General features: G+C 62.1%; 20 protein-coding genes and 1 pseudogene. 6 read left to right on the top strand and 15 right to left on the bottom strand.

What is annotated here, in order from left to right; genetic code table 11:
* The first annotated feature begins 12 nt into the window (after positions 1–12).
* Positions 13–1,005: an aldo/keto reductase gene (locus ABIB78_RS28895; RefSeq protein WP_429030588.1), complete on the top strand. Its 993-nt coding sequence runs from the start codon at positions 13–15 to the stop codon at positions 1,003–1,005.
* A 5-nt stretch (positions 1,006–1,010) separates the two neighbouring features.
* On the opposite strand, the gene ABIB78_RS28900 is transcribed toward ABIB78_RS28895, so the two are convergent.
* The 9 genes from ABIB78_RS28900 to ABIB78_RS28940 form a co-directional block, all read right to left on the bottom strand.
* Positions 1,011–1,442 carry a thioesterase family protein gene (locus ABIB78_RS28900; RefSeq protein ID WP_429030591.1) on the bottom strand — a complete coding sequence of 144 codons (432 nt, stop codon included), beginning with the start codon at positions 1,440–1,442 and terminating at the stop codon, positions 1,011–1,013.
* 178 nt (positions 1,443–1,620) lie between these two features.
* Entirely contained in the window at positions 1,621–2,868 is a 1,248-nt protein-coding gene (locus ABIB78_RS28905) for an oxalate decarboxylase family bicupin (protein WP_429030661.1), read from the bottom strand.
* A 128-nt stretch (positions 2,869–2,996) separates the two neighbouring features.
* Positions 2,997–3,539 (bottom strand): cytochrome family protein, encoded by a 543-nt coding sequence (locus ABIB78_RS28910; RefSeq protein WP_429030594.1) that lies wholly within the window; start codon positions 3,537–3,539, stop codon positions 2,997–2,999.
* Positions 3,536–5,737 carry a molybdopterin cofactor-binding domain-containing protein gene (locus ABIB78_RS28915; RefSeq protein WP_429030595.1) on the bottom strand — a complete coding sequence of 734 codons (2,202 nt, stop codon included), beginning with the start codon at positions 5,735–5,737 and terminating at the stop codon, positions 3,536–3,538. The genes ABIB78_RS28910 and ABIB78_RS28915 overlap by 4 nt, the downstream gene beginning before the upstream one ends.
* Positions 5,738–5,749: 12 nt before the next feature.
* On the bottom strand, positions 5,750–6,730 hold the full coding sequence (locus ABIB78_RS28920) for an FAD binding domain-containing protein (RefSeq protein WP_429030598.1): 981 nt from the start codon (positions 6,728–6,730) through the stop codon (positions 5,750–5,752).
* Positions 6,727–7,401, bottom strand: a complete 675-nt coding sequence (gene paoA, locus ABIB78_RS28925) for an aldehyde dehydrogenase iron-sulfur subunit PaoA (protein WP_429030600.1) — start codon at positions 7,399–7,401, stop codon at positions 6,727–6,729. The genes ABIB78_RS28920 and paoA overlap by 4 nt, the downstream gene beginning before the upstream one ends.
* Before the next feature lie 108 nt (positions 7,402–7,509).
* A complete protein-coding gene (locus ABIB78_RS28930) occupies positions 7,510–7,911 on the bottom strand; it encodes a cupin domain-containing protein (RefSeq protein ID WP_429030603.1) in 402 nt (133 codons plus the stop codon).
* A 139-nt stretch (positions 7,912–8,050) separates the two neighbouring features.
* Positions 8,051–11,161 carry an efflux RND transporter permease subunit gene (locus ABIB78_RS28935; protein ID WP_429030605.1) on the bottom strand — a complete coding sequence of 1,037 codons (3,111 nt, stop codon included), beginning with the start codon at positions 11,159–11,161 and terminating at the stop codon, positions 8,051–8,053.
* Positions 11,158–12,339, bottom strand: a complete 1,182-nt coding sequence (locus ABIB78_RS28940; protein ID WP_429030608.1) for an efflux RND transporter periplasmic adaptor subunit — start codon at positions 12,337–12,339, stop codon at positions 11,158–11,160. Before ABIB78_RS28940 ends, ABIB78_RS28935 begins: the two co-directional genes overlap by 4 nt.
* Positions 12,340–12,377: 38 nt before the next feature.
* Between ABIB78_RS28940 and ABIB78_RS28945 the strand changes: the two genes are divergently transcribed.
* Both ABIB78_RS28945 and ABIB78_RS28950 read left to right on the top strand, forming a co-directional pair.
* Positions 12,378–13,235 carry a hypothetical protein gene (locus ABIB78_RS28945; protein ID WP_429030611.1) on the top strand — a complete coding sequence of 286 codons (858 nt, stop codon included), beginning with the start codon at positions 12,378–12,380 and terminating at the stop codon, positions 13,233–13,235.
* Between the two features lie 215 nt (positions 13,236–13,450).
* Positions 13,451–15,751: an FdhF/YdeP family oxidoreductase gene (locus ABIB78_RS28950; protein WP_429030614.1), complete on the top strand. Its 2,301-nt coding sequence runs from the start codon at positions 13,451–13,453 to the stop codon at positions 15,749–15,751.
* A gap of 159 nt (positions 15,752–15,910) precedes the next feature.
* Here the strand turns inward: ABIB78_RS28950 and rpoH are convergent, their stop codons facing one another.
* From rpoH to ABIB78_RS28970, 4 genes are all read right to left on the bottom strand, one after another.
* Positions 15,911–16,843 carry an RNA polymerase sigma factor RpoH gene (gene rpoH / locus ABIB78_RS28955; RefSeq protein WP_429030616.1) on the bottom strand — a complete coding sequence of 311 codons (933 nt, stop codon included), beginning with the start codon at positions 16,841–16,843 and terminating at the stop codon, positions 15,911–15,913.
* Between the two features lie 341 nt (positions 16,844–17,184).
* Entirely contained in the window at positions 17,185–17,622 is a 438-nt protein-coding gene (locus tag ABIB78_RS28960) for a hypothetical protein (protein WP_429030619.1), read from the bottom strand.
* 1,205 nt (positions 17,623–18,827) lie between these two features.
* Positions 18,828–20,168: a PQQ-dependent sugar dehydrogenase gene (locus ABIB78_RS28965; protein WP_429030622.1), complete on the bottom strand. Its 1,341-nt coding sequence runs from the start codon at positions 20,166–20,168 to the stop codon at positions 18,828–18,830.
* Positions 20,169–20,173: 5 nt separating this feature from the next.
* Positions 20,174–20,647 carry a DUF2231 domain-containing protein gene (locus tag ABIB78_RS28970; protein WP_429030624.1) on the bottom strand — a complete coding sequence of 158 codons (474 nt, stop codon included), beginning with the start codon at positions 20,645–20,647 and terminating at the stop codon, positions 20,174–20,176.
* Between the two features lie 498 nt (positions 20,648–21,145).
* Here ABIB78_RS28970 and ABIB78_RS28975 point away from each other — a divergent pair, with 498 nt between their 5' ends.
* The gene (locus ABIB78_RS28975) at positions 21,146–21,382 is read left to right on the top strand and encodes a hypothetical protein (RefSeq protein ID WP_429030626.1); all 237 of its coding nucleotides are present in this window, start codon (positions 21,146–21,148) and stop codon (positions 21,380–21,382) included.
* Positions 21,383–21,429: 47 nt separating this feature from the next.
* Here the strand turns inward: ABIB78_RS28975 and ABIB78_RS28980 are convergent, their stop codons facing one another.
* Positions 21,430–21,774 (bottom strand): hypothetical protein, encoded by a 345-nt coding sequence (locus ABIB78_RS28980; protein WP_429030629.1) that lies wholly within the window; start codon positions 21,772–21,774, stop codon positions 21,430–21,432.
* A gap of 573 nt (positions 21,775–22,347) precedes the next feature.
* Here ABIB78_RS28980 and ABIB78_RS28985 point away from each other — a divergent pair.
* Positions 22,348–23,919 (top strand): porin, encoded by a 1,572-nt coding sequence (locus ABIB78_RS28985; RefSeq protein WP_429030632.1) that lies wholly within the window; start codon positions 22,348–22,350, stop codon positions 23,917–23,919.
* A 588-nt stretch (positions 23,920–24,507) separates the two neighbouring features.
* Positions 24,508–25,002 (top strand): hypothetical protein, encoded by a 495-nt coding sequence (locus tag ABIB78_RS28990; protein ID WP_429030635.1) that lies wholly within the window; start codon positions 24,508–24,510, stop codon positions 25,000–25,002.
* A 254-nt stretch (positions 25,003–25,256) separates the two neighbouring features.
* Here the strand turns inward: ABIB78_RS28990 and ABIB78_RS28995 are convergent.
* Positions 25,257–26,002: pseudogene (locus tag ABIB78_RS28995) on the bottom strand (beta-ketoacyl synthase N-terminal-like domain-containing protein); the annotation flags it as partial.
* Between the last annotated feature and the right edge of the window lie 90 nt (positions 26,003–26,092).

Below are 26,092 nucleotides of genomic sequence, written 5' to 3' on the forward strand. Positions count from 1 at the left end.
CTCGAAACGAGAATGAGGCTGATAGGCATTCCAGGCACGTCGCTCCAAGTATCGCCGGTCGCGATCGGGACCTGGGCGATCGGCGGATGGATGTGGGGCGGAACCGACGAAGCCGAATCCGTCGCGACCATCCGCGCCGCCTTCGAGCACGGCATCAACCTCGTCGACACGGCCCCGGTCTATGGATTTGGCCGCTCCGAGGAGATCGTCGGCAAGGCCATCGCCGAAAGCGGGCTGCGCTCCAGCGTGCTGATCGCCACCAAGGTCGGACTACAATGGGAGGGTGGAAAAGTATCGCGAAATGCCAGCCGCGCCCGCATCCTGCAGGAGGTCGAGCAGTCGCTGCGCAGGCTTCGAACCGATTACATCGATATCTACCAGGTGCATTGGCCTGATCCATTGATCATGATCGAGGAAACCGCCGACACCATGCACATGCTGTTCGCGCAAGGGAAAATACGTGCCATTGGCGTGAGCAACTTTTCCGTTATCGAGATGGAGCGGTTTCGCCGTGTTGCGCCGCTGCACGTGCTCCAGCCGCCCTACAATCTGTTCGAACGTGGCATCGAGTCCGACCTGCTTCCCTATTGCCGGAAAAACAGGATCGCGACACTCGGATATGGCGCGCTATGCCGGGGCCTGCTGTCGGGCCGGATGCGGCCGGATACGGCGTTCGATGGCGACGACCTGAGGCGCGCCGATCCGAAATTTCAGGCGCCGCGATTCGAACATTATCTGGCTGCGGTGGCCAAACTTGATCGTCTTGCCCAGCGCTTCGGCAAACGTGTGATTCACCTGGCGATCCGATGGATGCTCGATCAAGGCATCACCACGGCGCTGTGGGGCGCCCGCCGTCCCGATCAACTGCGGCCGGTCGACGAGGTGACCGGCTGGTCGCTCGATGCCGCCACCAAAGGCGAGATCGAACGGATCTTGCGCGAAAGCATCCCCGATCCGGTCGGCCCGGAGTTCATGGCTCCCCCCTCGGGCATTGCCGCCGCCTAGGATAGTCAGATCGCTTCGGCTGTCGGGCTTGGCGGGATCGGCTGCCCAACGCCGAACCGCTGCTCGAATACGAGCACGTTGACGATGCCTCGGCGATGGGTGCCATTGCCGATTCTGCGGTCGCCGTCCCAGGCCTCGACCTCGAAGACGACGCTCTTCGGGTCGATCTGGACGACTCGAGACGTGGCGCGGACCGTGCGCCCGACCGGCGTCGCAGCGAGGTGACGGACCTTCACGTCCATGCCGACGCTGACAAAGCCGTCTGGCAGATGCGTTGCGATGGCTGCGCCTGATGCCATCTCCATGTGCAGGATCATCATCGGCGTCGCATAGACCTGCGGCATGTTCGCGACGAAATGACCAGCGGTCATTTCCGATGTCACGGTGACAGTGTGCTCCGCTGTCATGCCGATCCTGATATTCTGGGACGCATCCATATCGTGCTTGTCCGCGATCTTGATCTGGCAGGGGGCCCCGCCTGCGTCGGACGCCGGCGAGCATTGGAGCGATTTCGAGCGAACTGGATTACCGGTTGGGCAAGGGGAGCAGGCAAAAACGTGACTTTCGAGCCCGCTTCCGATTTCACCGGAACGGGAAAGGCTCCGGCTCCCGATGCTACGAGCTCGGCATGACGCCCGGTGCATTGTCGGGCCAACTCGCGATGGTCGCTTCGTCGACATTGAGGTGCTGGGCGACCAGCGCCGGCGGCGTGTGCGTCAGCCAGTCGGACAGCGAAATCTCCTCGTAGCGGGAGGCTCGGAACACCGCGATGAACTGCATGTCGGTGTCGCCGACGTTCTCGACGTAGTGTCCGAGGTTGCGCTTGACGTAGCCAATGTCTCCCGGGTTGAAGTCCATCGTCATCGCATTCGGGCCGGTATTGAAGACCGTCATGCGGGCCTTTCCTTTGAGGTAATACTGCCATTCGTCGGCGTTCGGGTGCCAGTGCATCTCTCGCACGCCGCCAGGACGCACCGTCACCAGCGCCGCCGCAATCGTCGTTGAGACGGTGAAGTTGCTGCCGTCGGCAATTCGTATGTTGCCACCTTTGGATTCTTTCGTGGGAGCCGATGATCCAAGTCGGAAGATGAAGGGATGGGGCGGAGTGCGTCCAGTTTTGCTGACAGCGGCGCGATCCGACGCAAGGTAGCCGGGCAGGGTACCTTGGAATATCCAGAGATCGTGCAGCGGGATTTTCGCGAACGTCTCGGCCGGAACGCCAAAATTCTTGGCGAGCACCTCGGGAGGCGTGTGGGCGAACCAGTCGGTCACCAACAGCGTATTGAACTCGCTGGCGTCGCCGTCGTCGAAGCAGATCACGAATTCGCAGCCATCCGGACCGAGCCCTTGCAGCGAATGTGGCTGGCCGGCCGGGAAGTACCAGAGGTCGCCCTCATTGACGTCGGCAATGTATGGCCGGCCCATAGCATCGAGAACCGTTACGCGGCAACTGCCGTAGGTCATGATTGCCCACTCGGCGGCCTGGTGCCAGTGCAATTCCCTGATGCCTCCGGCCGTCAGCCGCATGTTGACGCCCGTGACGGTGTCTGAGATCGCGAAATCCCTCTGCGTCACCTGACGCGCCCAACCGCCGTTCTGGATGCGCTTCGGCGCATTGTTGAATGAGGCCCAGTCCATCGGCATGCCGCCGACGTCGGTTGCCGGCGGAAACGCTGCCGAGGGAAACTGACCCGCGATCGCCTCGCTTTGCGGGCCGGGATCCTTCAGATTGCCGGGGCCTTTAGCATTGACGGCGCCTTGCGCCGGTTCGTCCGGATTGCCGAAAGAGGCAGCGTGCGCAGCATTGGCAGTCATCACAGCGCCCGCAGCGGACACGACTAGCATATCTCGTCGTGAAAACATGTAACCTCTCCTCACCTGGAAATGATCGATCACATGAAAGATAGGAACACCATTATCGGGAGCCATTAAATTTGGATTCAGAAACGTTCCAAAGCGGCGACCGATCTCGGCGAACGCAGCGCGAAGCATCAACGTCGCGGCGTACCGTCGACACCCAGGTCCGATCTCGACGTCTCGTTCGGCACGCGAATTTCCACGACGCCGTGATTGAGCGCTTGATGGCATGAATTGCATGCGTTGGTCAGATTGGCATAGGCCTTGGCGAATGCCGCACCATCCTTCGCCTTAGTTGCCGTGCTGAGCTCCTTGAAAGGCTGTTCGGTAACGGAGGTGATCATGTCCGGAAAGGACATGCCGTCTTCGGTCGGGTGGGCGCGGCCCAGCCGATTGAAGGCGCCTTTGAGATTCCCGAGTTCGTAGGCAGTAAAATCCCAGTTTCCATCCTGTTCAGCTCGCCAGAGACGCTCATGTCGCGGTTGAATGGTCGCGATCATCAGGTCGCTGATGCTTGGCAGATATCCGGTTGCCTGAGGTGAAGGCGCCGCCTCCGGCTCCGCGGCCACGCCGTGCGAGATCGCAACACCCGCCATCAGGGTGACAGCGGCGCCAATTGCGATCACGGCAAACGCGGTCGGGCGACGCCGGTGGCTTGCCGCGCCCACGCGGGTCACGCCTGCACCGGAAGTGCGGAGAGCAACTTGTCGAGCGAGATTGGGTAGTCCCGAATCCGGGCACCGCAGGCATTGTAGACAGCATTGGCAATTGAAGCGGCTGCGCCGCAGATTCCCAGCTCGCCGATACCCTTGCTTTTGAGCGGATTGGACCTGTCATCCAACTCGGCGAGAAAAATGGCGTCGATGGCTGGAATATCGGCGTGCACCGGCACGTGGTATTCGGCGAGATCGTGATTGACGAAAAAGCCGAAACGTGGATCAAGCGCCATTTCTTCCTGCAGCGCTGCCCCGACGCCGAACACCATTCCGCCGATTGCTTGCGAACGCGCCGTCTTTGCGTTGAGGACGCGGCCGGCGGTGAATACGCCAAGCATGCGCCGCAGGCGCACCTCACCAGTGTCCACGTCGACTCCGACTTCGGCGAAATGCGCGCCGTAGGATTGCTGCGAAAAATCCTTGTTGTTGCTGCCAGGCCGGATTTCGCCGTCGGCGTCCATTCCGGCGCCCACAAGGTCCGTCAGCATTTTGGACTGTTCGCCGGATGCGACCCTGCCGTCGGCAAATCTTACGGCCGCCGGATCCATGCCGGCGGCTCGTGCGAGCTTTTCGCGCAGCGCATTGCATGCCTCGTAGAGGGCCGATCCGGAGCTGCCGGCGCCCCACGAGCCACCCGAACCTGCCGCCTGCGGAAAGCTCGTATCACCGAGTTCGACGCGGACGCGTGCCATCGGCAGGCCCAGCATCTCCGCTGCGATCTGCGCCAGAACGGTATACGTCCCGGTTCCGATGTCGGTCATCGCCATTCGCACGGCGCACGCACCGTCGGAATCCAGCCGGACATTGGCCTTGGAATGGTGGAGCGGGTTGCCGCGTGTCGCCGCAGCCATGCCGATTCCCACCAGCCAACGCCCTTCCCGGAGCTGGGCCGGCTTCGGATTGCGTTTGTCCCATCCAAATCGGCGGCCACCCTCCTGCATGCAGGCGATCAGGTGGCGGCTCGAGTACGGGATATGTTTTTCAGGATCCTCGCTTGGCTCGTTTCGAATGCGCAGTTCGATCGGGTCAAGATCGAGTTTCTCGGCAAGCTCATCCATGGCACATTCCAGCGCCATCAGTCCGACAGACTCACCAGGAGCCCGCATCGACGACGCCACCGGAATGTCCAGTGGTGCCAGACGATGCCGCGTCAACCGATTTGGTCCGGCATAGAGCGTACGGCTCTGCAGCGCGGCACCTTCGTAGGTTTGTTCGCTGCGCAGATTGCCGGAGAAAACATCGTGGCCGATCGCGAGAATGCGTCCCTCGCGATCAGTGCCCAGACGAATCCGCTGGATTGTGCTTGAGCGGTGGGTCGTGACGTGAAAGATTTGCTGCCGGGTCAGCGCGATTTTTACCGGCCGCTTGAGCTGCCGCGCGGCAATCGCCGCCAGGATCGCGTCGGCATTGACCCAGAGTTTGCCGCCGAACCCGCCGCCGATGAACGGACTGATGAGACGTATGTTCTCGACCGGAATTTTCAGGGTTGTCGCGATGACTTGTTGTCCCTGGTTGAGCATCTGGTTCGCAGTATGCAGGATCAATTTGTCGCCATCCCACGCCGCAAGCGTGGCGTGGGGTTCCATCATCGCGTGACTTTGCAGCGGGGTGGTATAGGTCACATCGAGTTGCACCGGGGCGTCGGCGAATGCGCCAGCGAAATCGCCGACCGCACTATCGGCTGCCGGTGCATCGCTTGGGTCTGGAACGCGCGCCTCTTTGAGATTGCTACGGAGCGCGTATCTTCCGTCCGATCGGTCGTACTTCACGTCCACGAGGTAGGCCGCCGCGCGGGCCCGCTCAAAGCTGTCGGCAACTACGAAGGCAACGGGCTGGCCGTAACCGGTCACTTGCGAGCCGGTGAGCACCGGATGGGCCTGGCGATGATTGCCGGTGCCCTGCGCGGGCGCATTGCGATGGGTGAGGACCAGCGCGACGCCCGGCGCCTTTTCCGCCGCCCGCGTGTCAATCGATTCGACGCGTCCCTTTCCGATAAAGGCCTCGACCACAAAGCCATACAGCACGTCCTGCTGCTGCATCTCATAAGCGTAGCGCGCACCGCCGGTGACCTTCAATGGGCCGTCCACGCGGTCGAGTGGCTTGCCGACGACGCCCCGCGCATCGAGGACATTGCGGCCGACGGGTGAATTCATTTCCATGTGTTTGTTCCCTCAAGTCCGGGTCGTCTCTGCCAGTACGCTGTGCAGCGTGCGCCGCGTCAGCGCCATCTTGAAGTCGTTCCCGCCATATCCGCGCGCGCCCTTGAGCACGGCATCTGCGGTCGCGCTGAAGGTGGTGGTGTTTGCAGTTGCGTTAATCAGCCCCTGCTCGGCCTGCACCACCCGCCATGGCCTGGGTGCCAGTCCGCCGAACGCCAGCCGGGCCGCGCGGATTTGGCCACGCGTGCTGTCGACGATTGCGGCAACCGAAACCAGCGCAAAGGCATAGGAAGCACGATCGCGGACCTTGCGATAAACCTGCACACCCGGAGGCGGCGGAGGCAGCGTCACCGCGGTGATGATGTCACCCGGCTTGAGTGACGTCTCGATCTCAGGGGTGTTGCCGGGAAGACGATAGAACTCCGCGATCGGGGTCACTTTGGTCTCGCCCCGGCGATTGACCGTCTCGATCCTGGCGTCGAGCGCCTGCATCGCCACCGCCATATCCGATGGATGCGTCGCGATACAGTGCTCGCTGGTGCCCAGGATGGCGTGAATGCGGTTGAAGCCGGCGAGGGCTGCACAGCCGGAGCCGGGGTTGCGCTTGTTGCAGGGCTTTGTGATGTCGTAGAAATAGTAGCAACGGGTTCGCTGCAGCAGATTGCCGCCGGTCGTGGCCTTGTTGCGCAATTGCGCACTGGCGCCGGCCAGCAGCGCGCGGCTCAGCACGCCGTAGCGTTGCCGGACGCGCGGGTCGGCCGCGAGATCGCTGTTGCGAACCAGCGCGCCGATACGCAGCCCGCCGTCAGCCGTCTCCTCGGTCTTGTCGAGCGGCAGGCGGTTGATATCGATCAGATCCGAAGGTGTCTCGACCTGCAATTTCATCAGATCGAGCAGATTGGTGCCGCCGGCGATGATCTTGGCGCCGGGCTTGACGGCAGCTGCGGCGGCTTGCGCCGTCGAGTCGGCACGCTGGTAGCTGAAGGCTTTCATGTTGCCAGTCCCGCGGCCTGTTTGATGGCCGCCACGATGTTGGGGTAGGCCGCGCAGCGACAGATGTTGCCGCTCATCCTCTCGCGGATTTCCATGTCGGTGAGTTCGGTTGCCGGCTTCGTCAGGTCTTCGGTCACATAGCTCGGCATGTCCGACTGGCTTTCGGCCAGCATTCCGACGGCCGAACAGATCTGGCCGGACGTGCAGTAACCGCACTGGAAGCCGTCATGTTCGACGAAGGCTGCTTGCAACGGGTGTAGTGTCTCGGCGTGGGCGAGCCCCTCGATCGTTGTGACCGATTGGCCGTCGTGCATGACCGCCAGCGTCAGGCAGGAGTTGATACGGCGCCCGTCGACCAGCACCGTGCACGCGCCGCACTGGCCGTGATCGCAGCCTTTCTTCGAGCCGGTCAGGGCGAGGTGTTCCCGCAAAGCATCGAGCAACGTCGTTCGAGGGTCGAGCATCAGTGCATGCGGGTGACCGTTGATCTGAAGCGTGACGCTCACGGAAGGCGGGGGCGGTTCATCATTGTCGACGGATCCGGCGGCACCAACGGCACGCGGAAGCGCGGTCAACAGCAGCGCGGTGGTTCCGGTCTCGATGACGGTGCGGCGGGTCACCTCAAATCGATTTGGTGCATCCGGGTCGCTGTTGGATTCCTGGCGGTCCATGATTACTCCATGCGTTTGTTCAGCTGCTTCGCTGCGAATGAGGCTCTTCGTCGGCTCCCTCCGGGACAGAAAAGTCCGCGCAGCAGGTTTCGGCCGGAAGACACCCGCTTACGGCCAGGTGTCATCCGGAAGGTTGACCACGATGGGCGTCGCCGTGCTGCGCACGACCACCCATCGAAACGGTTCTTGCTTCGAGGGATTGATTTCCATGTGTGGCAGAAATCCGGGAACGTGAATGAAGTCGCCGGCCTTTGCGCGCGCGACAGATTCGCCGCTTTCACCCCAGCGGATTTCGCAGATGCCGGCGAGCACGTAGGCGATGGTTTCCTGTTCTCCGTGATGGTGAATTCCGGTCTGCGATCCCGGCTCCACCTCAAAGAGGCCGCCCCAGATGGTCGACGCAACGCCAAGTGCTGGTGCGATCGCGGCGCGGCGTTCGGAGCCCGGGGTCTGCGCCGTTCCGAGATCGAATTCGGCCGGACTGACGATGCGGATTGCGGAAGAAGTCATGGCGTTCCCGGATCAGTTGGATCAACACCCGGAAAGCTAAGAAGCGGATGATCGGGAGACCATTAAATTGGCGTTTAGTCGCCCGCGTTACGCAGCCCGCATCGTCGAAGCCATGAAGCAGGGTCGGTCGAGGTATGTCTCACTCGGCAGGCGTCGCCTGGGCACGGCCGGAGGGTAGCTGCTTCCTTTCGCCGAACAGCCAGGTTTGCAACTCGTCGAGATAGATATAGACAACCGGCGTCGTATAGAGGGTGAGAATCTGCGACAGCGCGAGGCCACCGACGATGGCGTAGCCCAGCGGCTGGCGAATTTCCGAGCCAACCCCGGTGCCGACCATCATCGGCACGGCGCCGAGCAGCGCCGCCATCGTTGTCATCAGGATCGGGCGAAAACGCTTGATGCAGGCCTGGTAGATTGCTTCCTCGGTCGATGGACCTTCGTTCTGTTCGGCGTGAAGGGCGAAATCCACCAGCATAATGCCGTTCTTCTTGACGATGCCGATCAGCAGGATGATGCCGACGATCGCGATCACCGTCAGATCATAGCGGGCTGCCATCAGCAACAACAACGCTCCGACGCCCGCCGAGGGCAAGGTCGAGATGATCGTGATCGGATGGATCAAGCTCTCGTAGAGCACGCCGAGGATGATATAGATCACGAAGAGCGACGCCGCGATCAGAATCGGCGTGCTCGACAGCGACGCGCCGAACGCCTGGGCATTGCCCTGGAAACTGGTTTGGACCGAAAGCGGCGGATGCAGCTCCTTTTGCACCGCATTGATGGCGTTGACGGCTTGTCCGATCGCGGTACCCGGCGCGAGGTTGAACGAGATCGTCACCGACGGGAACTGCCCTGTATGGTTGATCACGAGCGGTGCGACCTTCACCACCGAATCGATCAGCGTCGACAGCGGTACCTGCTGTCCGCTCGACGATTTGACGTAAATGCCGTTGAGTGCCTCGGGCCCGTACTGGAATTTCGGGTTGACCTCCAGAATGACGTGGTACTGCTGCAACGTGGTGTACATGGTCGAGACGATGCGCTGGCCGAAGGCGTCGTCGAGCGTGTTGTCGATCGTGTACGGCAGGATGCCGTAGCTCGATGCGACTTCGCGCTTGATCGAGATATCGAGCAGCGGTCCGGAACTGAGCTGATCGGTCGCCACGTCGGTGATGCCGGGAATCGACTTGAACTTGTCCAGGAACAGTGTGGACCAATGGCTGAGTTCGCCAGGATCCGCATCGTTGAGGGTGTACTGGAACTGCGTCTTGTTCAGACGCGCGCCGACCGTAATGTCCTGGGCCGCCTGCATGTACAGCGTGATGCCCTGGAGTTTCGCGAGATTGGTCCGCAGCCGATCGATCACCTTCTGGATCGGGTCGCGCTGGTTCGCTGGCTTGAGCTGGATGAAGACACGGCCATCGTTCAGCGTATAGCTGCCGCCGCCGGCGCCGACGGCTGAACCGATCGTCGCAACGGCCGGATCCTTCATGATGCCGTCGAGCAGGGCCTGCTGGCGCTCCTTCATCGCCTGGAAGGAAATATCCTGCGCGGCCTCGGATTGGCCGATAATCAGCCCGGTGTCCTGCTGGGGAAAGAAGCCCTTGGGGATCACGACGTAGAGATAGCCTGTCAGCGCGATGGTACCGAGCATCACCATCAACGTGATGAAACGGTGTCGAAGCACGATCTTGAGGCCCGCTTCATAGGCATAGAGCAGGCCGTCGAACCCGCGCTCGGACATCCTGTAAAGCCATCCGTGCTGTTCACTTTCGGGCTTGAGCAGGTACGCACACATCATCGGCGTGAGCGTTCGCGAAATCACCAGCGAGAGGACGAGCGCAATACTTACGGTCATCGCGAACTCGCGGAACAGCAAGCCGACATAACCGCCCATCAGGAACAGCGGGATGAAGACGGCGATCAGCGAGAAGGTGATCGCCATGACGGTAAAGCCGATCTCGCCGGAGCCCTTGAGTGCCGCGTCATACGGCGACATGCCGTCTTCGATGTGCCGCGTGATGTTCTCGATCTCGACGACCGCGTCGTCGACAACGAAGCCGACCGCGATCGACAGTGCCATCAGCGAGAGATTGTCCAGGCTGTAGCCCATTTCGTAGAGGATCGCGAAGGTGCCGATCAACGACAGCGGCACGGTGATGGCCGGGATGATAGTGGCCCAGAGGTTGCGCAGGAAGATGAAGATGACCATCACGACCAACGCAACCGTCAGCAGTAATGTGAACTGCACGTCGGCAACCGAGGCGCGGATCGTCTGGGTGCGATCGGAGATGATGTTGACCTTGACGGCGGCCGGGATCGAGGCCTGAAGCGCCGGCATCATCGCCTTGATGCGGCCCACGGTCTCGATGACGTTGGCGCCGGGCTGGCGCTGGATTGCCAGGATGATTGCCCGCTGATTGTTGTACCAGCCGGCGATCAGCTCATTCTCACCCGCGCTGATGGCACGACCGATATCGCGGACGCGGACGGGTGATCCGTTGCGATAGGCGATCACCAGATCGGCATATTGATCCGGCTTGAACAGCTGATCGTTGGTATTGAGCGTGTAGGTCTGGCGCGGACTGTTGAGCGTGCCCTTGGGAAGGTCGACATTCGCCTGGCCAAGCACCGTGCGCACGTCCTCGAGGTTGATGCCGCGGGCCGCGAGCGCCTCGGGATCGACCTGGATGCGCACGGTCGGTTGCTGCATGCCGCCGACGCCGACAAGGCCGACGCCGGATACCTGGGATATCTTCTGCAACAGGATGTTCTGCGCGTAGGCATCGACGACCGTCAGCGGCAGGCTGTCCGAGGTGATGCCGAGAACCAGGATCGGCGTGTCGGCCGGATTGACCTTTCGGATTTGCGGTGGATAGGGCAGGCCGGCGGGCAGGTACGCGTTCGCGGCATTGATTGCCGACAGAGTGTCGCTGACCGCGCCGTCGATCTGGCGATTGAGGTCGAACTGCAGGGTGATCTGGGTGTAGCCGAGCGCGCTGGCAGACGTCATCTGCGTGAGCCCCGGGATCTCCCCGAATTGCAGCTCGAGCGGTGACGCGACCGTGGACGCCATGGTCTGTGGATCGGCACCGGGCAGCTGGGCGGTGACGGTCAGCGTGGGGTAATTGACGTTCGGCAATGCCGCGACCGGAAGCAACGGATAGGCGACCAGGCCGCCTACCAACAAGGCAACCATCAGCAGCGCCGTCGCGATCGGTCGATGAATGAAGGGCGCGGAAATGTTCACGGGATCGGCGCCTGCAGCGCGTCCTGTGCCGCGGCCTCTTGCGCCGCCTTGCCATGCAGCAACGCGACGTGCACGCCTGGCTGCAGCTTGTATTGGCCGTCGGCCACGACCTGCTCATTAGCTGTAAGACCGGAGTCGATCAGCGCCTGTCCATCGCTGATTTGCGCGACCTTGATTTGGCGAATCGCAACGGTGTAGTCCGGATTGACCACATAGGCGTAGGGTCCCGTCGGACCTTGCTGCACTACACCCGCGGGGATGGTCAGGCCATTGCGTCGCGTGTCGACCAGCAGTCTGGCATTGACGAGCTGGCCCGGCCACAGCTTGTGCGTCTTGTTGGAAAAATTGGCCTTGAGCTGGATCGAGCCGGTGGTCTGCAGGATCTCATTGTTGACCAGGCCGAGCACGCCTTGATCGAGGAGTGACGTGTTATCCTGGTTGTAGGCCAGAACCGCGAGCGGCTTCCTGGCCGCTTGCTGTTGCTGCTGGATTTGCGGCAAGGCCGTCTCCGGAAGCGTGAAGATCAGCGAGATCGGATCGAGCTGGGTGACGACGACGAGCCCGTTCGCGGTAGACGGACTAATGATATTGCCGACGTCGATCTGGCGAATCCCGACCACGCCGTCGATCGGCGAGGTCAGGCGTGTGTAGCTGAGCTCGACCTTCGCGGCATCGATCAGTGCCTGATCGGCCTTGACGGCGGCCTGCAGCTGCCCGACTTGCGCCTTCTGGGTCTCGAGCAATTGCGGGGTCGCCCAGCCTTTCTGCCCCAATGCGGTATATCGCGTGAGATTGGCCTGAGCGTTTATCAGCTGCGCCTGGTCGCGCTCCAGATTACCCGTGTACTGGTCGATCAGGGCCTGATAGGGACGCGGATCGATCTGCGCGAGCAGGTCGCCAGCGTGCACGGTCTGGCCCTCGGTAAAGTTGATGCTGATGATCTGCCCCTGGATCTGGGCACGTACGACGTCGGTGTTGTACGCAATCACGGTACCGACGCCCGTAAGATAGATCGGCACGTCATGCTGCGCGACCGTCGCGGCGACGATCGGTACCGCCGGCGGCGCAGGTGCTGCAGTTGCCGTTTCCAGCGCGTGAATATGCACGAAGTAAGACAAGCCGCCGGCTGCGAGTGCGGCAATCAGCACCACGGCAGGCACAATGATTTTCTTGTTCATGGCGGTTCTCGCTCGATGCAAAAGCAAATCAGCAGCCAGTGACGGAGTTTGTGATCACCCCCGTGGTCGAACACGGGAAGGCGCTCGTTGTCGTCGCTGATGTCGTGGATGGAGGCGCGATGCTGGGGATGGTTGGCGCCACCGTGCTCGATCCCACTGTACTCGCAATCGGCGATACGGTTGGCGTCGGCACCGCGGGTATGCCGCTGACCCCGAGGTTGCCGATCTCGGTCGAACCCAACGGAATTCCGGTCCGATTGACGCCACCAGCCGCAGTGGGTGCCGTTGCGGCTGGAGTCGATGAGGACGCAGCGCTGGTCGAGCCGGAACCGCACATTCCCGATAGTCCCGCCGTATCCAACGTTCCTGACGTGGTCGACATGCCGGACGTGGTCAGGAGCCCGGAGGAGCTTGAAATTCCCGACGTTGCCGTGCCGCTGGCCATTCCTGCAGTGGCGGGCGCTCCGACGCCCATTCCGCCGCCATCGAAGCTCGCGGTGGATCCGAACATCGTTGATGGCGAGGTGCCGACGGTCGAGCATGCCGTCCCGCTGCTCGTGCTCGGGATTGCAATCGTGCCGGTCACGCCGGTAGGCGCCGGACTGAGTCCTCCAGAGGCAATCTCGGTGGCTCCGAGTCCGATTCCGCTCGGCCCGACCGTCGTGCCAGAACTCGCATCAAGCGGGGACGTTGCGCCGAGGGTAGGGGTCGTCGGCATCGTGCCAACCTGCGCGGTGGCCTCGTTGCAAATGAGGAACGTGGGAAGCAGCACAGCAATCAACGCGAATCTCATCGTCACTTCCCTGTTGAAATCCGTGATCTCGCGGCGAGCATTGTCAGCGGCGGGGGCGAGCTCGTTTCCGCCAGCCGCTGCCGGCTTTGGCTTCGAGCAGTAAGTAGCCGGCGTCCCAATCCGTGCAATTAAATATACGTTTATTCTCCGGTGCCGGTCCGCCTTGGCGCCGACGACACGTGCGGCCGGATCTCTCAACGCTAAATCTTTTTTTAGTTGAGCATGTCGCCCCAAGCGCCAACGTCCATGGTCTCGGATGGAAACTCGTTTCGACACCGAAGCGTCTTTCGGCCACACATCACCACGATGGAGAGCACAATGAGCGACGACGAGGTCTTGGGTGTCGGCGACTACGAGGGAGCTGCGGCGGGGTGGGGCGCCCTGAAGGCCGTGGCGGATGCGGTCCGCGGTCAGAAGGCCATTGTCAAGGAGACGCGCGGTCTCCTGAGCATGAACCAGCCCCATGGATTCGATTGTCCGGGCTGCGCCTGGCCCGATCCTAAACATACCTCCTCGTTCGAGTTTTGCGAGAACGGCGCCAAGGCCGTCGCATGGGAGGCGACCGCGAAACGGACGACGCCGGAATTCTTTGCAGCTCATACCGCGAGCGAACTCTGGGATTGGCCGGACTTCGATCTCGAGAACGAGGGGCGCTTGACCCACCCGATGGTCTACGACCGGACAACGGACAAATTCCTGCCGATTTCGTGGGAGGAGGCGCTGGCGAGGATCGGGGCCGCACTCCGCGAGCTACCGCACCCCGACATGGCGGAGTTCTATACGTCCGGCCGCGCCTCCAACGAGGCGGCCTTTCTCTATCAGTTGTTCGCGCGGGAATACGGCACCAACAATTTTCCCGATTGCTCGAACATGTGCCACGAGGCGACGAGCGTCGGCCTGCCGCAATCGATTGGTGTCGGCAAGGGGACCGTGACACTGAAAGATTTCGATCATTGCGACGCGCTTTTCTGCATAGGTCACAATCCAGGGACCAACCATCCTCGCATGTTGACGACGCTGCGTGAGGTCTCAAAGCGAGGAGTGCCGATTGTCGTCTTCAATCCGCTGCACGAGCGTGGACTGGAACGGTTCACATCGCCGCAGAGTCCCGTCGAGATGTTGACGCTGAGCTCGACGCCGATCGCCTCGACCTATTATCAGGTGAAGGTCGGCGGCGATATCGCCGTGTTGAAGGGCATGATGAAGACCCTCGTCGCGCTTGATGCCGAAAGCCTTGCAAAGGGTGGCGCCGGTATTCTCGACCACGAATTCATCAGGGATCACACGACCGGAATCGATACACTGCTGGCGGACCTCGAAGCAACTTCCTGGGAAGCTATTGAAGAAGCCTCGGGCCTGTCACGATCCGATATCGAGGCCGCCGGCAGTATCTACGCCAAGGCGGAGCGCGTCATCATCAACTACGGCATGGGAATCACCCAGCATCGTCACGGCACGAGCAATGTGCAGCAGATTGCAAATCTGTTGATGCTCCGCGGCAATATCGGGCGCAAGGGCGCAGGCATCTCGCCGTTGCGCGGCCATTCGAATGTGCAGGGAGATCGTACCGTCGGCATCACCGAAATTCCGAACGATGACCTTTTGAACGGGCTGGCTCGCGTGTTCGGATTCGAGCCGCCGCGTCACAAGGGCCACAATGCGCTCGAAGCCATCGAGGCGATCCGGGACGGACGATCGAAGGCGTTGTTCTGCCTCGGCGGCAATCTTGCCGTTGCGATGTCCGATCCGGAAGTCACGTTCAGCGCGATGCGGAAACTCGATCTCGCGGTGCATATCGCCACCAAGCTCAATCGTTCTCATCTGCTGCTTGCGAAACAGTCGTTCATTCTTCCGTGTCTGGGACGGACCGAGGTCGATATCCAGGCGACCGGTCCGCAGTCGGTCACGGTGGAAGATTCAATGTCAATGGTCCATGCCTCACGCGGCGGCCTGAAACCGGCATCCGAGCATCTCAAGTCGGAGCCGGCAATTATCGCGGGACTGGCGCTCGCCACATTGCCGAACACGCGGGTGAAATGGGCAGACCTGGTTTCCGATTACGGAAGGGTCCGCGACTGCATCGAGGCGGTCTTTCCGGAATTTGCGGATTTCAACGCTCGCATCATGAAGCCGGGTGGATTTCGGCTCTATGTTGCCGCATCGGCGCGCGACTGGCGGACGTCGACAAAGAAAGCCAATTTTATCGTCTATCGGGGAACGGACGAGGATCCGCGCGCGACGGATCGTGACGTCCTCACGCTCACCACGATCAGAAGTCACGATCAGTACAACACGACGATCTACGGCATGAATGACCGCTACAGGGGAATTACAGGGCGGCGCGACGTCGTATTTGTCAATGAGCGGGACTTGTCCAGCCGCGGCCTGAAGCATGGCGATCTCGTCGATATCGCCGTCGTGCCCGACGCTGGATCGAACGCCGGCGAGCGGGTCATGCGCAAGCAGACGGCGGTCGCTTACCATATCGCCCAGGGCTCGATCGCGGCCTATTATCCGGAGGCGAATATCCTGGTGGCGCTCGATCAGTATGACGCCAGATCTGGAACGCCTTCCTACAAGTCGACCCCGGTCTTGCTGCGCGCATCGCCCCGGCCATGAGGTGCTGCGGCAATTGGTGGAAGCCATAGATCATCAGAAGCCATGGACCATTAGAAGCCATGGACCATTCAAGTGGCTCCAGGGAGGCCTGAAGCGGTTTGTATGGGTGGTCGCCGTCAATGAGCCGCAGCCTCAAACGTACCCGAATCGGATCTTCGTTCAAGCACCCAAGGGCCCCGGTACCGCCATCGGACCCTGCATGGCGAGGTTCTTGGCCGCCTTTCGCACCTTCTCGAACGCGCGCGCCTCGATTTGCCGGATGCGCTCACGCGAGACGTTGAAGCGCGCCGCCAGGTCCTCGAGCGTCACCGGTTCATCGGCCAGACGTCGTGCCTCGAACACGCGGCGCTCGCGGTCGTTGAGCACGCCGATTGCCGCGGTCAAAGCCTCGAGTCGGTGCTCCTTCTCGTCTTGTTCGACGATGATGGCTTCCGGAGAAGGGGACGGATCAACGAGTTGGTCCTGCCATTCACCCGTTTCGCCGTCGTTACGGATCGGTGCATTGATAGACCTATCACCGCTGAGCCGTCGATTCATCTCGACGACATCCTGGCTCCCGACATCGAGGTCCTTTGCGATCTGTGCCACCTGATCAGGATGCAGATCGCCGCTATCCAATGCAGCGATCTTGCTCTTCGCAGAGCGCAGCTTGAAGAACAGCTTCTTCTGGTTCGCGGTGGTGCCGATCTTCACGAGTGACCACGAGCGCAGGATGTAATCGTGTATGGACGCCCTGATCCACCATATCGCGTAGGTCGCGAACCGAAAGCCTCTTTCAGGCTCGTAACGGTTCAATGCCTGCATCAGGCCAACGTTGCCCTCGGCGATCATTTCAGACACAGGCAGGCCGTAGCCGCGGTAACCCATGGCGATCTTGACCGCGAGACGCAGATGGCTTGTGACGAGCTGGTTTGCGGCGTCACGGTCGGAGTGCTCGCGCCAACGCTTGGCGAGGTTATATTCCTGGTCTCTTTCCAGCATGGCAAAACGTCTGATGTCGTCGAGATAGCCTCTGCTGCGCCCGCTTCCGACGCGCGCTGGCTCGCCTCGTGTTCGAACTGCGAGGCCTGCGAATTGTCCCTCAATGCCCATGTCGGTCGCTCCGTCGTGGTAAGCTCGATATCGTCTGCCGCTGAAGGTCGAGCGGATCACCGGATGATAGGCGCAGCGCGCGGACGACCTACTAAATTGGGGTTTAGGACGTTAAATTCGATTTCAGGAGCAAGGCTCGCGTAAGGCGCGTTGCCTGGCGCAGGCGGCAGCCCGGCGGCCTGTTCAGCGGCGCTTCGATCCGGCCCAGCAGTTGCGTGAGGCCGATACGGTTGGTTGCGTCGGCCCGACAGATTTGGCGTTAGACACGTTTTCGCCAATGCTCCACGCGGTCCGGCGGGAGCGGAAGCCGCGCGTTCGCGGCTTCCGGATCGGGCTCCCGTTCAGAAGGGGCACTGGTACGATTGGTCGTAGAGGTCGTACGGATAGTACGGACAAGCCAGACCGTCGTCGTAGTAGCCGTTACGATAGAAGCGATGCCGTCCCCCGCCAAAGCGGTCGTGCCCGACGTCTGCCATGCGACCCGCGGTAGCGCCGCCGATGTGATCTGCGCCGACGCCGATGCGGCCTCCGCCAAGACCTCCGCCAAGACCTCCGCCAAGACCGCCGATGTGGCCCGCGCCAAGCCCGGCCATGCCTCCGCCGAAGCCGCCCATGTGACCGCCGCTCATGCCAGCCATGTGGCCTCCGCCGAAGCCCCCGCCCATGCCGCCACCATGGCCGCCACCGCCGCCGCCACCGCCGCGCGCTTGGGCATCGGTTGCAAGCAGGCTGCCGGCGAGCGCTACGCTCGCCAAAATCATCATCACTCGTCCTCTCATGACATTCTCCTTTGGATGGGCGAACTGTTCGCCGCAGGTCGTTTCAGACGCCGGCACTCTTCGAGGGCAAAGGCGCTGGCGCCGTGATGGAATGAAGATGGGGTCGCGGCCTGTTCGGCCCCACTAAATTCGGCTTCATCACGAAGGGGGGCGGCTTCAGTCGGCGGGTCGCGCGGAAGTGATGCGAATGTTATCAGCGGCAAGACGCCACGACACTATCTCGTCGACGAGACGACGATCCGTCGCAAGCACCGCCGCTCCAGCCAGAGTGAGGAGTCTTGGGTCGCGCTCGTCGAGCGCCGACCGTATCAACGGGCGCATCGAAGTCGTCATCAACGCTAATCGTGCAAGGAGCGCAACATGCGAAGGCTCATCATAGCGACCGTGGTCCTGTTCACCGGGCTCTCCGCCAGCTATGCCCGCGGCGGCATGCATGGCGGCGGCATGGATGGGGGAGGGATGCATGGGGGAGGGATGCACGGAGGAGGCATGCGTCGAGGAGAGATGCAGAGTCTGATGGCGCCGGCTGATCCAACGGTCCCGCCGTCGCTGACATCGGATCCCAGGCTGATTGGGACCGCGCCGCTTCCACCGCACCATCAGCCGACATCGGCTGACGTTCCCGCGGTCCCGGACGCCATGCTCAAGCAGACCCCTGGAGAAGCTGCCGTCGATCGGGCGATCGGAAACATCTGCCGAGGCTGTTGAATGCAGGTCATGTTTCCCGCACGAGCCGCAATCGTGCGAGGCCGCGTCAGCGTTCACGAGGAGGGCGAACTGATGCGTGGTGCCGAGGGCATGCTTGCCGTGACGAGGTTCACAATCGGCCGCCGTAAGCTTCGGTGATCGAACGGCAGATCGAAGTCCCACACCCGTGCGGCTCGATCTCGTGGTGAAGAAGGCGCTGAACGGCCGGTCGGCATGTTCGGCGGAGCTGTTGACGCCACACACTTCACACTGACGATCACGCGCTGCGTCTCATCACGACCGGATCGGATCAGACGTTCGTGTCGCCGATCCGTGACCGATCGCATGGCTGCTCGCATGACTTCCATGCCATCCATCACCAGGTTGACAATGCTGTTGCAGTTGGACCGGTTCTCCCGCAATCGCGGGGAGGGCCGGTACCATATCTATGCCCGCATGGCGCTTTTTCTGCGTCATGCGGCTGTTTCCTTGACGATCGCTGAGATGGTGAGATCGCACTAGCTGCCCGGCTTTGACGTGGCGCCCGACACCCTCCACACCGTGTTTCCGACGTCGTCAGCGATCAGCAATGCACCACTCTTGTCGACGGCGAGGCCGACCGGCCGGCCGCGTGCGTGACTGTTTTGATCGAGGAAGCCGGTGACGACATCCTGCACCGGGCCGCTGGGCTTTCCGCCGCCAAACGGCACAAAGACCACCTTGTAGCCGTTGAGCGGCGTTCGATCCCAGCTGCCGTGTTCGCCGACAAAGGCGCCGCTGCGGTAGTCGGCCGGAAGACCGGTGCCGTGGGACATCGCGAATCCCAATGGCGCGACGTGGGAGCTCAGCGCGTAGTCCGGCACGATCGCCGAAGCCACCAAGTCCGGCCGCTGCGGCATGACGCGAGGGTCGAGATGCTGACCGTAGTAGCTGTAAGGCCAGCCATAGAAGCCGCCGTCCCGTACCGACGTCATGTAATCCGGAACCAGGTCGGGCCCGATCTCGTCGCGTTCGTTGGCGATGGCCCAGAGCTTGCCGGTCTCGGGCTCCCACTGCAGGCCGGTCGGATTGCGGACGCCGCTGGCGTAGATGCGATGCGCGCCCGAGGCGACATCGACCTCCCAGATAGCGGCACGTTCATATTCGGCTCCGATGCCGTTCTCGGTGATGTTGCTGTTCGATCCGACGCCGACATAGAGCTTGGAGCCGTCCGGGCTGGCCAACAGCGACTTGGTCCAGTGATGATCGATCGGACCGCCGGGAAGATCCGTGAGCTTGGTGCCGGCCGCGGTGATGCTGGTCTGTCCATCCTGATAAGGATAGCGGACGATGGCATCAGTGTTCGCGACGTAGAGGTCGTGACCGATCAGGGCGACACCGAACGGCGAGCTGAGATGATCCAGGAATACGCTTCGTACGTCGGGAACGCCGTCACCGTTGGTGTCGCGCAGCAGGGTGATGCGGTTTGCATCCCTTGCCTTGGCGCCGGCAAACGTCTGCACCCAGCCGGTAACGATGTCCTTGGGCCGGTATATCGGTGCTTTCGGGCCATTGCTTTCGACCACCAGCACGTCTCCGTTGGGCAGGACGTAAACGGAGCGCGGATGCTGGAAGCCGGTCGCCAGGGCATGAACCTGCAGGCCTTCCGCAACCGTTGGCGTTTCGTCGCCCCAGCCTACGGCTTTTGCGATGTGGATTGGCGGCATCAGGTACTGCTGCAACGCGGGCAGCCTGGGATTGGCGCCGATCTGCACCGCCGGGTTGCCGCCATCGTCACAGCCAGCGAGCCCGAGGCCGGCGACAAGGAGAGCGGCGAGATGCGGCAGCTTCGCCGCGCGTGCATGTTTGAGGATGTGCATTGTGATCAAGCTCCGAACCGGTGGCGATTTGTCAGGACCCTGGCAACGACCGCTGTCAACACGAGAACAGCGACGACGAGTGCGGAAAGCATCAGGCCGGTCGGGACCACCGCAGTGTAACCGTCACGGCTGTGAATGAAGGCGTTCGTCGACGCGAGCAGGACCGCGAGCGCGTAGCCGACCACGCGCGGCCAGGCTGGGCGGTCGATCCGCGCGCCGCTCACAAGCTCGATCGCGTAGGCGATGGTGGCCAGGCCCGCCATGACCAGGCCGGCGGCAATGAGCCAGATCGAGAACCTCTCCCACAGCACATCCAGCATCTGCCAATAGGCAAGGTCGGTGGCCAAAGCGCCGACAAAATAGGCGGCGGAGAACGACACCAATATCCCGTGGATCGGTCGCCCCCGCGGCCTCCTGGCCGACTTCAAGCGGTCATCGTATACGAAACCTGCTTGCGTGATCGTAGCGTGCTGCTGCATGTCTCGATTCTCCTGACTGAGGTTGCGCGCGCATCTCTGCTTCCGCGCGGCGTAATGCCGGCGTGAAGACTGTTGACGATGCAATATTGCCGCTACCCGCGCGCGGGTCCTCTAAATTCCGTTTTAGTCTTACAGATGGTTCGAACGGGCGCGGTCGGCGTTTCGATTGTCCGTGGGAAGGATAGACCGAGGCAACTCCCGTCCACTCCGGCAAGATCGGATAAGCCGCCGCAATTCTCGGCAAGCCACGCGCGCTGCTCGCCGAGCCATCGGGCAGACCGCTCTCGCACAGGTGACGAGATGCCCGGGCCGGAACGCCGCTAAAGCGACGACGTGCAACTGAATGCTGGTTGTCGCGATCGTGAGGATTCTAAAGCGAAGTTTAGCAGAGTTCGCGAGCGATGATCCTACGTGACTAGCAAGACTCATTGCGCACTGCGCACGATGGCCGGCTCGACCGGTTGAAGCGCAAAGACGCCATCAAGAAGGAGAAAGACGATGCGTTTGATGACCATCGCAAGGCTGTTCGCAGTCTCTGTTGTCCTGTTAGGCGGGGCGCCGGCATTTGCGGCACGGGCGGTGCAGCCCGATACGCGTGCCATCTGCAGCGAACAGGTTGCCGGGCTCTGTCACCTATTTCCTTTCACCACGGGAACGTCGGGCGCGACCGGCAATCCGCAAGCCAAGGCGAACGCAGCCAGCAAGACCTGGCCCGGCGACATGGTTCTGGACTGATACTTGCACTCACCTGACACCAAAACGGCCTTTCGAGCACATCCTTGCTACCCTTGCCTGCTACTCTTGATCCGGATCGCGACGTCGTCGACCTCGATCACGCTGATGAGCGACTGCAGGCAGGCTTTCCGGATGGGATAGATCCGGAAGGTGAAGTTCTGCCGCAAGGTGCGGCCGAACCGCTCAAGCAAGGCGGGCTCGATCTGGATCGCGTTTAATGCGTGTGACTTGACCCGCTCGAGGTCGGCCTTCGAGCGATCCCGATCCGCCTTCACAACGTTCAAGCGATCCTTAACGGGTTTCAAGCCGAAGCTGCTTTCTGCCCATCGATGAGAGAACTCGTCGTGCGGCACGCGACTGGGTGTGGGCAGCCGGTCGGTCCCCCAGATCAATTCGCGGCTTCGCCCCACCGTCGGTTCGGCTATGGACGATGACGTCTCGCAAAACAAAATGGGTGCGGCGCTGCCGGCGCCCTGTCGACTTGCGTGAATGTTACCGGATCAACGCCCGCGAATCTCTTCACGCACGTTCCTTCGTTGCGAACATAAGGGGCCGCTGTGCTTCGCGGCACGCTTGGTGCTGTGCACGCAGATCATGAATGCCGGCGTTCAGTGGAAAATTCCAAAATATTCAAATTATTCAAGGGGATAAGGAGGCTCCGCATTGTCACACCACCGTGATCTTTCGGCAACAATGGCCTAAAAAGCGCCCAACTTGCCCGAATCCGAGCGGTCTTTTGTTGCGTGATCGGGGGCCTTCTGTCTCATATGGAACTGCGACGGAGGGGGGCATCCCAAGGTCGTCCCGTTTTAGGTGGTTCGCTTAAGTCCCTCGCGTTCATGCGGGTGTGTCCGAAGGCGCGAAGCGACTGGGCGGGGATTTAAGGGACAAAGGGAACCAACCTGAGGGTGTTTACCCGGCGGATCCGGAACCTTCCCTGAGATAGAGCAACTTGGAGGTTTAACATGAAGATGGTTAAGAGCCTTATCCTCGGCTCGGCGGCGGCTCTCGTCGCGGTCGGCGGAGCTCAGGCGGCCGATCTTCCCGTCAAGGCCAAAGCGGTCGAGTACGTGAAGGTTTGCTCCCTGTATGGTCCCGGTTTCTACTACATCCCGGGCACCGACACCTGCATCAAGCTGGGCGGCTACCTGCGCGTGGACGTTCTCGCGAACACCAACTCGGACGCGACCGGCAATACCTCGGGTGCCGGTGGCGCGAACAACCGCTTCACCAACGGCTACACCTGGCGTTCGCGTGAAGACCTGAACATCGATACGCGCACCGCGACCGAATACGGCGTGGTCCGCACCTTCTTCGATGCGACGTTCTCCTGGACCTCGGACACCTATGGCGGTCAGGGTAACGGTTCGACCGTCTACTCGCCGATCGGCGCTGTGCAGGCTCCGAACAATGCCAACGCCGGTGCGGTTGCGGCTGGTGTGGTTGGCGTCTACTACGCCTTCATCCAGTTCGCCGGCTTCACCATCGGTAAGGCGGTCTCGCAGTTCTCGGCTCCGTGGGCCAACTATCCTGGCAACAACTTCGACGGTCTCGTCGGCGGCGGCGGCACGATCACGGGTGTGAACCAGTTCACCTACACCGCGCAGTTCGGCAACGGCGTGTCGCTGTCTCTGTCGGCTCAGGATCAGTCGGCCTACTATCAGGCCGGTGTGGCCAACCTCGGTGCTCCCGCCACCTTCGGCGTTGTCGGTAACACCAACACGTTCGGCCTCAGCGACTACGCCGGCACGGTCGCTCCGGATCTCGTCGCGATGCTGCGCGTCGATCAGGCCTGGGGTCTGTTCCAGGCGTCGTTCGCGGCGCATGACAACCACGCAGCCTACTACGGCGGCACCGAGTTGACCGGCCATCCGGACGACAAGTGGGGCTGGGCTGGTCAATTGGCCTTGTCGATCAAGAACATCCCGACCGGACCTGGCGACACCATCAACTTGCAGGGCGTCTACACCAACGGTGCGACGCGCTACAACATCCAGGACCTCGCCGGCTCGGCTGGTGCGAACACCATCTTCGGCGGCACCAATGTTCCTGGTGCGTACCAGAGCATCGGCTTCGGCCTCGCGCCGGACTCGATTTTCGTGACCGGCGGTCAGCAGCAGCTGATCACGACCTACGGCTTCCGCGGTGCCTACGTGCACAACTGGAACCCGAACTGGAACACCAGCATCTACGGTGCCTGGGCCCAGGTTAACTACAACAGCACGGCCAAGGGCTACCTCTGCGGCCCGACCGGCACTGGCGTGGGTGGTTCGCTCAGCAACTTCTTTAGTGCCGCTTCCAGCCTGACGTCCTGCAACCCCGACTACAGCATCGCGCAGCTCGGTACGCAGACCCAGTGGACCCCGGTGAAGAACCTGACCTTCACGGCAGACTTCACCTACACCCGTCTGGACCAGAGCTTCGCCGGTACGCTCACTTTCCCCGGCGCCCCCGGGATCGGCAAGCCGGCAGCTGTGTACGAGCTGAAGGACCAGAACACCTACACCCTGCTGCTCCGCGCTCAGCGCAACTGGTAATACCGGTTGATCTGACTGACATCTAACAGAGCCCCCGGCGCGAAAACGCCGGGGGCTTTTGCTTTTGCGGCGCGGCCGGTCGGCCTCATCAGGATCTGGTAATCTGGCGAAGCCTTCGAGAGCACTGTGTGGATCAATATCCGCAGTGATTGGAACACGCGAGGTTGGTGTCGACCGCCATGATCGGACCCTCCTACCGGATGACTCTGGCGGGCCTGCTATCAGTGCATTTTTCCGTTTTCGCTTTGGCCGACGACAACGATGACGATTCAACGGAAACGACATCCGCGCAATCCAATGTCTATCTGGACTTTCGGATCAACTACGCAACGGTACCCGCCAATGCGCTCTCGATCGGCTTCAGCAGCCCTTCCTTGTCGACGGCCATCGCGACGCTGCAGTCGCTCTCGATGCTGGCGAGCGCCGCGACGCGTCCCAACCTGACGTCGCCATCCAGTCAGAGCTTCGGGGTTGATGTCCCGCTGACGATCGATCTCAGTGACCGCCTCTCATTATACGGCGGCTTCACTGCCAGTGCGTCACAAGGCGGCGCGTCGGACTGGTCGACGCTCGCGATCTCCAGTTTCAATGCTGGATTCCAGGCCGACATCTACCAGCAGAACGGCGGATCGATACCGACGATCACGCTGCAGACGACGGTTACAAGGTCGGTGCCGGATTCGCCGCTCGCCACGACATCCCAACAATGTTCTGGAGTTCGATTACGCGCTGAACGAGGACGAGACCAGGGGTCTGCTTGCGGGCGTTCAGTACACACAGGTCCACGTCGATTCTCCGCTGGCGCGGATCAATTCGAACACTATCGGCTATGTCGGCGGCTACTACCAATGGCCCAGCAACTGGAAATTCACCGGACGTGTCGGCGTTCAATCGTTTGGCGGGGCGCAACTCTTGAACCTGACGCCGATAGGGCCCTTTACCCAACCGATCGTCAGGTTCGACGTGGACCGGATGGATGATAACGACAACCGCCTCTTCGGCGTCACCGCACAGATCTCCTGGGTGCCGAAGCCGGCTTACCAATTGACGATCAGAACGCCGCTCTACGTCGTCAGAAACTGACGGACTCCCTGTGACGTCTGCTCCGGCGTCGGAGCGGAAACGGCCACAGCCCTGGGTCGCGCTCGCAGACCGGGCCGTCATCCCGAACGCCCAGCCCTGTCGGCGCGTCGCCACTGGACCCTTCCCGTCGTGGGTGAAGCAAGGGGCAGGCCAGGCCCTGCAGTGGATACGGGTGGCTGAAGGCCCGATGACCGGCGGCAAGGCTCGCGAGCGAGCCCGCTTGAGGTGACACGCTTGCGGAGCAGCCAGCCGGTTCAGGACCAGCGTCGAAAGACCAGGCTGGCGTTGACGCCGCCAAATCCGAAGCCGTTCGAGATCGCGTGTTCGATCGCCATCGGCCGCGCGACGCTTGCGACCAGGTCGATGCCCTCGGCAGCCGGGTCGGCGTTCTCCAGATTGAGGGTGGGCGGCGCGACCTGATCGCGCAGCGCCAGGATCGTGAAGATCGCCTCGACGCCGCCGGCCGCGCCAAGCAGATGTCCTGTGGCCGACTTGGTCGCGCTGACGGCAACGCTTCCCTCGCGCCCGAACACGCGCTTGATGGCCTCGAGTTCGCTGAGATCGCCGACCGGCGTCGATGTCGAATGCGCGTTGAGATGCTGGATCTCGCCGGGAAGCAAGCCGGCCTGCCGCAGCGCCGCCTCCATCGCGCGCCGGGCGCCGTCGCCGTCTTCGGGACCTGCGGTGATGTGATAGGCGTCCGCCGTCGTGCCGTAGCCAGTGAGCTCGGCGATCGGCTTGGCGCCACGCCGCAGTGCGTGTTCGAGCTCCTCGATGACAAGCACACCTGCGCCTTCGCCCATCACAAAACCGTCCCGGTCGCGATCGAACGGCCGCGACGCGCGGGCGGGCGTGTCGTTGAAGGACGTCGAAAGTGCCCGCGCCGCCGCCCGAGGCTCACCGGATCGATGCAGGCCTCCGTGCCGCCGCAGATCGCAATGTCGGCTTCGCCGGACCTGATCAAGCGGGCGCCATCGCCGATCGCCTGAACGCTCGCTGCGGATTCCGACGAAGCCGGCCATGCATTCCAATTCGAAGCCGGCCGGGTATTCCGATCTGAAGCCGGCCACCCGTGGCGTCGTTCGCATGG

The organism is Bradyrhizobium sp. I1.14.4 (assembly GCF_050435825.1).
GTDB lineage: Bacteria > Pseudomonadota > Alphaproteobacteria > Rhizobiales > Xanthobacteraceae > Bradyrhizobium.

Excerpts from the sequence above, each read along its gene's own strand:
- ABIB78_RS28920 (WP_429030598.1), bottom strand. The coding sequence starts at position 6,730 with ATGAAAGCCTTCAGCTACCAGCGTGCCGACTCGACGGCGCAAGCCGCC.
- ABIB78_RS28960 (WP_429030619.1), bottom strand. The coding sequence starts at position 17,622 with ATGAGAGGACGAGTGATGATGATTTTGGCGAGCGTAGCGCTCGCCGGC.
- ABIB78_RS28965 (WP_429030622.1), bottom strand. The coding sequence starts at position 20,168 with ATGCACATCCTCAAACATGCACGCGCGGCGAAGCTGCCGCATCTCGCC.
- ABIB78_RS28940 (WP_429030608.1), bottom strand. The coding sequence starts at position 12,339 with ATGAACAAGAAAATCATTGTGCCTGCCGTGGTGCTGATTGCCGCACTC.
- ABIB78_RS28895 (WP_429030588.1), top strand. The coding sequence starts at position 13 with ATGAGGCTGATAGGCATTCCAGGCACGTCGCTCCAAGTATCGCCGGTC.
- ABIB78_RS28905 (WP_429030661.1), bottom strand. The coding sequence starts at position 2,868 with ATGTTTTCACGACGAGATATGCTAGTCGTGTCCGCTGCGGGCGCTGTG.
- ABIB78_RS28915 (WP_429030595.1), bottom strand. The coding sequence starts at position 5,737 with ATGGAAATGAATTCACCCGTCGGCCGCAATGTCCTCGATGCGCGGGGC.
- ABIB78_RS28975 (WP_429030626.1), top strand. The coding sequence starts at position 21,146 with ATGCGTTTGATGACCATCGCAAGGCTGTTCGCAGTCTCTGTTGTCCTG.
- ABIB78_RS28900 (WP_429030591.1), bottom strand. The coding sequence starts at position 1,442 with ATGGATGCGTCCCAGAATATCAGGATCGGCATGACAGCGGAGCACACT.
- ABIB78_RS28985 (WP_429030632.1), top strand. The coding sequence starts at position 22,348 with ATGAAGATGGTTAAGAGCCTTATCCTCGGCTCGGCGGCGGCTCTCGTC.
- ABIB78_RS28930 (WP_429030603.1), bottom strand. The coding sequence starts at position 7,911 with ATGACTTCTTCCGCAATCCGCATCGTCAGTCCGGCCGAATTCGATCTC.
- rpoH (WP_429030616.1), bottom strand. The coding sequence starts at position 16,843 with ATGGGCATTGAGGGACAATTCGCAGGCCTCGCAGTTCGAACACGAGGC.
- ABIB78_RS28950 (WP_429030614.1), top strand. The coding sequence starts at position 13,451 with ATGAGCGACGACGAGGTCTTGGGTGTCGGCGACTACGAGGGAGCTGCG.
- paoA (WP_429030600.1), bottom strand. The coding sequence starts at position 7,401 with ATGGACCGCCAGGAATCCAACAGCGACCCGGATGCACCAAATCGATTT.
- ABIB78_RS28970 (WP_429030624.1), bottom strand. The coding sequence starts at position 20,647 with ATGCAGCAGCACGCTACGATCACGCAAGCAGGTTTCGTATACGATGAC.
- ABIB78_RS28990 (WP_429030635.1), top strand. The coding sequence starts at position 24,508 with ATGCTGGATTCCAGGCCGACATCTACCAGCAGAACGGCGGATCGATAC.